The organism is Halomonas sp. SIMBA_159, assembly GCF_046536035.1.
In the GTDB taxonomy this organism is placed as follows: Bacteria; Pseudomonadota; Gammaproteobacteria; order Pseudomonadales; family Halomonadaceae; genus Vreelandella; species Vreelandella venusta_A.
Window position 1 is genome coordinate 105104 of the sequence record NZ_JAWJBT010000015.1, and the last position, 11171, is coordinate 116274.

The 11171-nt window shown below is 58.4% G+C and carries 4 protein-coding genes; all 4 read left to right on the plus strand.

Going from position 1 to position 11171, the window contains the following annotated elements; all coding sequences use genetic code 11:
* The first annotated feature begins 6 nt into the window (after positions 1-6).
* From R0J87_RS11545 to R0J87_RS11560, 4 genes are read left to right on the plus strand one after another with little or no spacing between them, the layout of a single operon-like run.
* Entirely contained in the window at positions 7-795 is a 789-nt protein-coding gene (locus R0J87_RS11545; RefSeq protein ID WP_498886279.1) for an SDR family NAD(P)-dependent oxidoreductase, read from the plus strand.
* Between the two features lies 1 nt (position 796).
* Positions 797-2416, plus strand: a complete 1620-nt coding sequence (locus R0J87_RS11550; RefSeq protein WP_498886275.1) for an LTA synthase family protein — start codon at positions 797-799, stop codon at positions 2414-2416.
* Complete coding sequence (locus R0J87_RS11555) at positions 2413-9756, plus strand: SDR family NAD(P)-dependent oxidoreductase (RefSeq protein WP_498886277.1); 7344 nt, start codon at positions 2413-2415, stop codon at positions 9754-9756. The genes R0J87_RS11550 and R0J87_RS11555 overlap by 4 nt, the downstream gene beginning before the upstream one ends.
* Complete coding sequence (locus R0J87_RS11560; protein ID WP_498886278.1) at positions 9753-11084, plus strand: aminotransferase class I/II-fold pyridoxal phosphate-dependent enzyme; 1332 nt, start codon at positions 9753-9755, stop codon at positions 11082-11084. The genes R0J87_RS11555 and R0J87_RS11560 overlap by 4 nt, the downstream gene beginning before the upstream one ends.
* Positions 11085-11171 lie beyond the last annotated feature (87 nt).

Sequence of the window (11171 nt, forward strand, 5' to 3'; positions counted from 1 at the left end):
ACAACCTTGGAACAGACAAAACGTTCACGCTGCGTGCTGATCACCGGAGCGACGGGGGCCATCGGCGGAGCGCTCGCCAAGGAGTATGCCTCCCCGCAGACGCACCTTATTCTCCATGGCCGTAACACCTCAGCACTGGAACAGGTGGCCAGCGCCTGCCGAGAGAAAGGCGCGCAAGTGACGCTGTCATCCATCAACCTCACCGATGGTGATGAACTTGCACAGTGGCTCACAACGCTCAGCACCGAGCATCTGCCAGATATCGTCATCGCCAACGCAGGCAAGAACACACACCCTGAGCAGTTAGGTGAGCTTGAGCCTTGGGCAGACGTTCAAGCCCTGCTAGATATCAACCTCACCACGCCCATTGCCATGGCGCATCACTTGGTGCCCGCCATGCGCGAACGGGGTAGCGGCCAGTTGGTCTTTATTAGCTCCCTCGCTGGCTGGCATGGGCTACCCAGCACGCCCACCTACAGCGCCAGCAAAGCGGGCATTAAAGCCTACGGCGAAGCCCTGCGTGGGCTGCTTTCCCCCTGTGGAATTGGCGTGACGGTCGTCATGCCCGGCTACGTCACCTCCCCCATGTGCAACGCCATGCCCGGCCCCAAGCCTTGGGAGTGGCCGCCGGAACGGGCCGCAAAAGTGATTGCTCGCGGCATCGGAGCCAACCGCGCACGGGTCAGCTTTCCCTTCCCGCTGAATTTTGGCACTTGGTGGCTGGCCGTCTTGCCAGCGGGCGTCTCGCAGTGGCTCATCAAACGACTGGGTTTTGATCATGTAGGGGGCCAGTAACATGCTCTCCAGCCTACTGATGTCGATGAGTCTGCCACTGCTCGTAGGATTACTGGGCAGCTTTGCGTTTGAAGCGCTACTATCTCCTCGACCTGCTCCCCTTTGGAAACGCCCCATTGCCGCGAATGCTACCCACTTAGGCAGCTGGCTACTGCTGTTTGGACTATTTACCCTGCTCCTTCAACGCCCCTGGTTTTCTGTCGTCTTTGTGCTGTCGCTTCAGCTGGTCGTCGTTCAATCAAGCAATACCAAGTCCAAAACGCTCAACGAGCCGTTTATATGCCACGACTTCGAGTACTTCTGGGACGCCATACTGCACCCTAGGCTCTACGTGCCCTTTTTTGGCATTGGCCTTGCCATCGCTGCCAGCAGCGCCGGGGCTATCGCCATTGGCAGCTTCCTCTATTTAGAAGCGTCTTTCGTCAGCCAATGGGGCGCTAGCCTCTTCTTGCAAAGCACGCTGCTACTAAGTGCAGCGGGCGCTCTGATGGTAGGAGCGGGAGTGCGTGCACTACCCGCGATGACGCTTAATCCCGTGGAAGATCTTTACCGCGCAGGGCTACATGCCAGCCTGTGGGCATACGGCGTGGCGCTGATGCGCTCCACTCCGCCCACGCCTGACGCCTCGCCTTTCTTGAAAGTAAGTCAACAGGCGCTGTACCCTGACACCCCAAGGGCCACCTTACCCAATGTTGTCCTGATTCAGAGCGAGTCATTTTTTGACCCGCGTCCCTGGTGCCCAGACGTTGCTAACACACTGCTGCAGCATTTTGATGCCACGTGCCAGGAAGCTATCGAAAAAGGCGAACTAAGCGTGCCCGCCTGGGGGGCTAACACCGTGCGAACCGAGTGCGCCGTGCTCACCGGACTTGCGCCACATCGCTGGGGCCCCAGGCAGTTCAATCCTTACCGCACCATAAGCCGCCACCCACTTCCAAGCGTTGCCAGCGCTTTTCGGGCACAGGGTTATCGCACCGTATGCGTTCACCCCTACCCAGCCACGTTTTATATGCGCGATAAAGTCATCCCTCTGCTAGGGTTCGATACCTTTATCGATATCGCGGCCTTTACCAGTCAAGATAAGCACGGGCAGTACATCGGCGATCAGGCCGTGGCACGAAAGGTTGGACGCCTGCTCAAAGATGACGATAATAGGCCGCTGTTTATTTTTGTGATCACCATGGAAAATCACGGCCCGCTGCATTTAGAAGCCCCTACTCAGGCGCGCTTGGCAGACACACTGCCCCATGCGGCATGGCCTCTTCCAGGCCACCTGCGCGAACTAGCCGTGTATTTGCACCATTTAGGTGAAGCTGATCAAATGTTGGCAAACGTTAAAACAGCGCTAAACGAGTGCGCCAGGCCTGGTTTACTGGGCTGGTATGGCGACCATGTACCTATACTGCCAGATGCGTATGGGCACTTTACGCCCCCTACGGGGAGCACCCCATACATGATATGGTCAACCCAACCAACACCGCCTGACCAAACGCCTGCGGAGCACCCTACGCAGGGAGTAGCAGCCAACGAACTTGGCGTCCGGCTATTTAAACAAGTGTTTGAACGCGATATAAGTAACGATGTGATCAAGGCAGAACCAGAACCTCAGGAGCAAGAATGACTAAACGTGTGGCCATTATCGGCGCCGCCCATCGTTTCCCCGGCACCACCCCTGAAACGTTCTGGCAAGACCTGCAAGCCGAAAAAGACCTCGTCACCCAAGTGGCCCCAGATCGCTGGAGCCATGATGCCTTTTGGCACCCAGATAAACGCCACCCTGGCACCAGCGTCACCTTTGCTGCGGGTAGCCTGGGCGATATCAGCGGGTTCGACGCAGAGTTTTTCGGTATTTCCCCACGCGAAGCGGCCAATATGGACCCGCAGCAGCGCATGCTGCTGGAGCTCACCTGGGAAACCATGGAAAGCGCCGGCATCGTGCCCAGCACCCTGCGTGGCAGCCAGTGCGGCGTTTTCCTGGGTGTCGCCAGTCTTGACTACTCTTACCGTTTAGCGGATGACATGGCGGCCATTGATGCCTCGACCGCCACGGGCAATACTTCAAGCATCGCCTCCAACCGACTCTCTTACGTGTTTGACCTGCACGGCCCCAGCATGTCGCTGGATACCGCGTGCTCGTCTTCCATGGTGGCTTTTCATCAGGCTTGCCAATCCATTCGCAGCGGTGAAACGACCATGGCGCTGGCGGGCGGTATCAGCCTGCACTTGCACCCCTACGGCTTTATCATTTTCTCTAAAGCCAGCATGCTCTCGCCCACCGGCCGCTGCCAGGTGTTCGATGAAGCAGGCAACGGCTACGTACGTTCTGAAGGGGCAGGACTATTCCTACTCAAAGACTACGATTTAGCCGTCGCCGACGGCGATAACATTCTTGCTGTAGTCGCGGGCTCTGCAGTGAATACCGACGGTCATAAATCAGGCCTGACGGTGCCGAATCCCAGTGCCCAAACCGACCTGATGCGCCGTGCCTATGAACAGGCCGGTATCTCCCCCGATGAGATCGACTATTTAGAAGCCCACGGCACCGGCACCGCCGTTGGCGACCCCATTGAAACCCGCGCCATTGGCGAAGCGATTGGCAAACATCGCCAAACGCCGCTTTTGATTGGCTCGGTGAAGAGTAACGTAGGCCACCTGGAAACCGCCTCAGGGGTCGCCGGGCTTGCCAAGGCGCTGTACAGCCTACAGCACCGTGAAGTCCCCGCGACCATCGGCATTCGTAAGTTGAACCCACGCATCAAGTTCGATGAGTGGAATTTAAGCGTTGTCACCAAAGCCCAGCCGCTAAAGCCCACAGGCCGCTTGGTGATTGGCATTAACTCGTTTGGCTTTGGTGGTGCTAACGCCCATGTGATCTTGGAAAGCCCACCGGAAAAACCCGCCGCGCCTCGCCAAACACCGGATGCCCCGCTGCCCATTCGTTTCAGCGCTCGCAGCGAGGCAGCGCTAACGGAAAACGCCCTCGCCCTGGCTAAGCATTTTCAGGAAGCCGGCCAAGGGTTCTACGATATCGCTCATACGCTGTTCCACCACCGTGAGCAGCACAGCCACGGCGCGCTCTGCTTCGCCAGCAGCGCAGAGGAGGCCGCCACGGCACTGCGCCAGTTTGCAGAAGGCGAAGCGCCTGAGGTCACGACCTTAGAGCGTCTCCCCGATGCCAAAGGTCCAGTGTTCGTGTATGACGGTAACGGCTGCCAGTGGGAAACCATGGGCCATGACCTGTTGGATAGCGACGCCGATTTCACTGCGGCCATTGACCGTGTCGACGCCCTGTTCCAACGCCACGGCAGTTTTTCACTGCGTGACGAATTAGCAGGCCGTAACCAGCCTGAAGGCGAAGAGAGCCGCTTTGTACGCACCGAAATCGCCCAGCCTGCGCTGTTTGCCCTGCAAGTGGCGCTCACCGAGTGGCTAAAAGCCCAGGGCATTACCCCAGCAGCTGTATTTGGCCACAGCGTGGGCGAAGTTGCCGCCGCCTGGGCCTCCGGCGCGCTCAGCCTGGAAGATGCAGTCAAAGTCATCTATTACCGCAGTGACTACCAGGGCAAAACCCGTGGCCTGGGTGAGATGACCGCCGTTGCCTTGAGCGCCGAAGAAATCGCCCCTTGGCTCGCTAAACCAGCATTTGACCGCGTAAGCCTAGCAGGCATTAATAGCCCTAAAGGCATTACCCTAGCAGGCAACCGCGACCAGCTTAGCGAGCTGGAAGCCGCACTGAGCGCCGAGAGCACCTTTGCTAAGCGCTTACCGCTAGATTACGCCTTCCATAGCCCCGCCATGGACAGCATTCAGGCAGGCGTGGTCGATGCTCTCGCGGGCATCACCCCCAAAGCCACAGAGATCCCCTATTTCTCTACGGTGACAGGCGCGCTCAGCAAAGGCACAAAACTGGACGCCCACTACTGGTGGCTCAATATTCGCGAGCCGGTGCTGTTTGATAGCGCCGCAACCGCATTAATTGAGCAAGGCTACAACGTCTTCGTCGAAGTCGGCGCGCACCCGATTTTGCGCCGCTACCTGAACGAATCGCTGCGCCAGCAAGAGCGCAGCGGTCTAGTATTCGGCACTATCGAGCGCCACAAACCTGGATTAGAAGGTTTGAACCGCACGCTTAGCCAGCTGCTACTCAGCGGCTTACACCTAGATAGCCAGCGCTTCTTCCCGATAGAAGGCCAGCGCGTGCTGCTGCCCCGCTACTCATGGCAGCGCACTCACCTATGGGTACAAGGCACCAACGACGGCCAGGGCCTGCTGTCGCGTTACTATCAGCACCCATTGCTGGGTTATCCATTAGCGCAGCAAGAGCACACCTGGGAAAGCCAGCTAGACACCAAGCGGCAGCCCTGGCTTGCCGACCACGTGGTGGGTGAAGGGGCGGTCTTCCCCGGCGCAGGGTTTGTAGAACTCGCGCTGGCTGCCGCGCTGCAGCAGAAAGAGACGCCGGTTCTGGATATCGAAGAGCTAGAAATTCGCGCCCCACTGCTGCTGGACGGCCCCAACGGCCGCGCCATGCGCCTTACCCTAGACCCCGACAATGGCCGCTTGGAGATACACTCCCGCGAGCCCGCCACGGGAAGCGAGTGGCAGCTCAATGCCGTGGCACGCCGCATGCGCGAAAGCCGCGGCTTCCTGCTCAACCGCCAAGCGCCAACACTGCCTAAGCGTGACGCCGACTACACCCTGGATGAGCACCTGCACATGGCCGAACGTATCGGCCTGCACTACGGCCCTGCGTTCCAAGCCATTCAGCGCGGCTGGATTGAGGGCGATAGCGTCATTGGTGAAATCAAACTCTCCGAAGCGGTGGCTGAACAGTTAGATACGCTGCATGTACACCCCGGCATTCTTGATAGCGCCTTCCAGATGTTCATTCCGCTGCTGGCACAGCACAGTGAATTTGCCGCCCAGCTCGCCTTTGTCCCGGTGCGTGTGGGTCGTATTCAGGTTAATGCCGAGGCAGGCGCGCCAGTGATCGCCCGTGCGGTGATGGGCAAACGTGCCCCGCACTCCTTCACGGCCGATTTTGAGCTATTTGATGCCCAAGGCCGCGCCGTAGCCGTGCTAAGCCAGACACGCTTCAAGGCCATTCGCCTGAACCGTGCGCACCACCAGCACTTCAGCTATCTGGATGTGGAGCTAACGCCCGCTCCTTTAACAACCGCCGCACTGCCCTTCTCTGGCGAAGCACTTAACCACTTAGCTGGGCTAAGTGATGCCTACACGGCAAGTACTGGCCAGCGCTATGCACAAGAAGTCGCGCCCCTGCTGGATAGCCTAAGCGAAGCCTTTGCCCAGCAAGGTAGCCAAGAGGCTGAAAGCCACCTGAGCGAAGATGAACAGGCACTTCCGCCTGAAACTATTTGGCAGTTGCTCGTTCAAGACTACCCCGATTACTTTGCGCCCATTCATCTAATCGGCCGCTTAGGGTTACATCGAGAGGCGCTGTCGAATAACAGCGAAACGCTGGAAAGCTTAGGTATTAGCACTGAGCATCTCGCAGGCATTAATCGAGTAATAATAGGCGAAAACGGCTGGCAAGTACTGGCAACTGAGTTTGGCGCCATGATGATTACTGCCTTACCCACGCTCGCCCAAGGGCATCGCCTACAGCTGTTAGAAGCTGGCCCCTGCGCACCGGCCATAGGCCAGCGCTTACTAGAGCAGCTTGCACAGGGCAAACCGTCCACTAACAATCTGTATCACTATCGCGCCATGACTACGAGCGATACAGCTCGTCATCAGGCGGAACAGCTCCAAGAGCATTTTCCGCTGATGGACATCCAAACACTGGACGGTGAGCCGGCACAATTGACTGAGGCGCAGAAAGCCCAGATAGCTTTTGTTAGCGTAGATGCCACTCAACCTCAGCGCACTCGCCAACTGATTGATGCGCTGCCTGCTCAGCTAGCGCCGGGTGCTCAGGTGATGGTACTCGGGATCCATCCCAGCCGATGGCTAGATGACCTGCTGGCAACGCCCGGTATTGATGAAGCAGCCTTAGAGCAAGACACACTGATTGAATGGTTAACCAGCCATGGTTTCAGCGTTGTCGCACCTATTGAGTTGGAAGAAAACGGCGCTTACTTAGTCCATACCCAGTTTATGGGGCTTGAGAGAGCCGACACCATTGCAACGACCACGAACACACTGGTCGTAGCCAGTGCAGAGCAAGAGCTTTTAGCCTCTCAACTGTCTGAACATTTGGCCCAGCATGAAGGAAACACCGTATGGCTACGGGTCAGCGGTACAGCGCCACACACTCTGCTAGAAAACGCGCTCGCTGATTTACCGGAAACACCTGATGCGCTCAACGTGCTGGACCTGCGCAAACTAGGCATTAATAGCACCAGCGCACAAACTCAGCGGTGCTTTGAGGCCCAGCAGTGGTCGCTCGCATTAGAAGCTAGCGGCTTGGAAGCTCAAGGCTGCAAGGTCACTCTGTGGCTACCCACGCAAGGCTATCAAAGTACAGATGATGCGGCGCTCTGGGGTTTTGGCCGTTCACTCGCTAACGAAGCTGTTGGTCATCGTGTCACACTGATAGACCTTCCTTTAGATACTAACGCCTCTGTAGTCGAATGCCTTGCAACGTCTATTGCCACACCCGACAGCGAAAACGAGATAATCATCACGCACGCAGGCATACGCTATGCCTCACGACTGCGCACGTTGCCTGCTCCGCACCCGAAAAAAGCGGATAAAGGTTCTGCAAGCCACGCCATGACGCTAGGCTTTGCGCTACCCGGACAGCTTCGCCAGCTGCAGTGGCGGCCGCGCCAGCTGCCGGAGCTAGGCGCGGATGACGTAGAAGTACGCGTCAAAGCGACCGGCCTTAATTTCCGCGATGTCATGTACACCCTGGGCCTGCTGTCGGATGAAGCGATTGAGAACGGCTTTGCGGGCCCTACCCTGGGTCTTGAGTTCTCCGGCGAAGTCGTTGCCGTGGGCAGTAACGTTCACCACCTGACGCCCGGCCAAGGCGTCGTGGGCTTTGGCCCCGCCAGCTTCAGTGACCGCTTGATGGCCAGCCAACACGCCGTGGCCCCGCTGCCGGAGGGCGTCAGCTACGCCGCTGCGGCCACCATTCCGACCACTTTCTTTACCGTGTACTACGCGCTGAAGCATCTGGCGCGCTTAGAACCCGGTGAAAAAGTGCTCATTCACGGCGCAGCAGGCGGTGTGGGTATTGCCGCGCTACAAATCGCCCAATGGATGGGCGCTGAGATTTACGCCACGGTGGGTTCAGAAGAGAAGCGCGACTTCCTACGCCTGATGGGCGAAGAGCGCCTTTACGACTCCCGCTCGCTCACCTTCGCGGAAGAGATCCTCGAAGATACCCAGGGTGAAGGCGTTGATATCGTCCTTAACTCTCTAGCCGGTGAAGCCATCAACCAGAACCTGCGCGCCCTGCGCCCGTTCGGTCGCTTCCTGGAGCTGGGCAAGCGCGACTTCTATGAAAACACCCACATTGGCCTGCGCCCGTTCCGCAACAACCTGAGCTACTTCGGTATCGACTCCGACCAGCTGATGAAGGTACAGCCCGCCCTCACCCAGCGCCTATTCGGCGAAATGATGGCGCTGTTTAACGACGGCACACTCAGCCCGCTGCCATTCACCGCCTTTAGCCACAGCCAGGTGATTGATGCCTTCCGCTATATGCAGCAGGCGCGCCAGATCGGCAAAGTCGTGGTGACCTACGAACAGCCCATTGCCCCACCACGCCAAGAGCAGCTAGGCACTGGCAGCATGCGTCTCCCCAGCGATGCCAGCTACTTGGTCACCGGTGGCCTGGGCGGGTTTGGCCTGAAAACCGCGCAATGGCTGGTAGATAAAGGCGCGCGCGAGCTGATTCTACTCAGCCGCAGCGGCCCTGCCAGCGATGAAGCCCAAGCGGCCGTGGCCGAATTCGAAGCGCAAGGTGTGAAAGTGCTGGCGGCGGCGTGCGATATTACCGACCGCGACGCCCTCGCGCAGGTGTTTGAGCGCGCGAAACGCGAGCTAAGCCCGCTGCGCGGTATCGTACATGCCGCCACCGTTATCGACGACGGCCTGATTCGCAACCTGGATGCCGAGCGTATTCAAAAAGTGCTTTCACCGAAGATTGACGGTGCCAAGCACTTAGAAGCACTTACTGTTAACGAAGCCCTCGACTTTTTCGTGCTCTATTCGTCGGCGACCACGCTGTTTGGCAACCCTGGCCAAGCCAACTATGTGGCCGCTAACCACTGGCTTGAAGCGTTTGCGGCCCGCCGCCGTTCGCAAGGCCTACCAGCCACCTGCGTACGCTGGGGCGCAATTGAAGATGTCGGTTTCTTGGCGCGTAACACACGCACCCGTGATGCGCTGCAAGAGCGCCTGGGCGGCTCGGCACTACGCTCTGACGACGCGCTCAAAGTGCTTGAGCAAATGCTGCTGACTCCCGGGCCAAGCCTGGGCGTACTGGAACTGGAGTGGGGTGCCCTAGCGCGCTTTCTGCCCACCTCCAGCGCGCCGCGCTTCGATGAGATTGCGCGCGCCAGCGACGACGACGGCAGCCTAGATAGCGATGACGACATCAGCGCACTGCTGGCGGACCTCTCGCCAGAAGAGCTGCACAGCACGATTACCGAACTGCTGCGCGCTGAGCTTGCCAGCATTCTGCTGATCGACGAAGAGAAGATCGACGTTAATCGTTCCGTCTACGACATGGGCTTCGACTCGCTCATGGGCGTCGAGCTGATGACCGCGATTGAGAACCGTCTCGGCGTTCAGGTACCGGTAATGGTGCTCAGCGAAGCGTCTACGCTCAATAAGCTCGCGGGCGTGCTCATTCAAAAGCTGCACCAGCACGATGAGGATGTTGAAGAGTCGCCACAAGATGCGTTAGCCTCTCTGGCCGCCCGCCACGGCGCGGATGGCATCACCAGCGCGCCAGCATCCACCCCTGCGACCGAGACACCATGACCGCCAAGCGTTCCGAGTTGAAACGTCAGCTGTTAGAACAGGCGCGCAAGCGCCCTACTGCCAGAGCCGCTAGCCCCACTGCTCCCAGCGCCCCTAGCGCAGGGGCAGCCCAATCTGTTCCAGAACGCTTTACACGTTTTGATGCTCACCCAGGCTACCAACAGCTGACTATGATGCGTCAAGGTGCTCAGCAATTAGGCCTTAAAGTGCCTTTTTTCAAAGTGCACGATGGCTTAGCCGGAGCCACCAGCGTGATGGATGGCCGCACGTGCATCAACTTTGCCAGCTACAACTATCTAGGCTACTCAGGCGACCCTCGTGTGATTCGTGCCGCGTGCGAAGCAGCGTCTCACTACGGCACCTCAGTATCTGCTAGCCGTGTCGTATCGGGCGAGCGCCCTATTCATGGGGAGCTTGAGCGCGCTATTGCCAAGGCCTACGCCGTTGAAGATGCTGTCGCGTTCGTCAGCGGCCACGCGACCAATGTGTCTACCCTTGGCTACCTGCTCGGCCCAAAGGATCTCATCCTGCACGACGAGTATATTCACAACAGCTCACTGGTGGGCGCACAGCTCTCTGGCGCCAAGCGCATGTCGTTCAGCCACAACGACCCGGACGCCCTGGAAGCGCTGCTCACCCAGCACCGTCACCAGTTCGAGCGCGTATTGGTCGTGATTGAAGGGCTCTACAGCATGGACGGCGACATCCCCGATTTGCCGCGCTTTATAGCCCTCAAACAGAGCCATCAAGCTTGGCTAATGGTCGATGAAGCCCATTCGTTTGGCGTGATGGGCGAAACCGGTCTGGGCCTGCGGGAACATTTTGCGATTGACCCCACCGATGTCGATATCTGGATGGGCACCATGAGCAAAACGCTTTCTGGCTGCGGCGGCTACATTGCAGGCAATAAAGCGCTAGTCGAAACTCTGCGCTACTTCGCACCGGGCTTTTTGTACAGTGTAGGCATGCCCGCGCAAGTGGCTGCCCCCTCACTCAAAGTGCTGGAGCTGATGGCTCAAGAGCCAGAGCGCGTCGCCAAACTGCAAGAAATCTCACGTTACTTCCTAGAGCAAGCTCAAGCTCGCGGTATGAATACTGGCCAAAGTATCGGTTCCGCCGTCGTACCAGTGATAGTAGGCAGCTCGCCCCTAGCGGCGTATCTCTCCAACGCACTACTGGAGCAGGACATCAACGTACAGCCCATTCTGTACCCCGCCGTACCCGAGAAAAGCGCCCGACTGCGCTTCTTCATCTCCTGTGAACACACCCAAGCCCATATTGACGAAACACTAGACGTACTTGAAAAGCTGTTGGCGAAAGGGATGTGATTGGTGGTGAGTGGTGAGTGGTGAGTGGTGAGTGGTGAGTGGTGAGTGGTGAGTGGTGAGTGGTGAGTGGTGAGTGGTGAGTGGTGA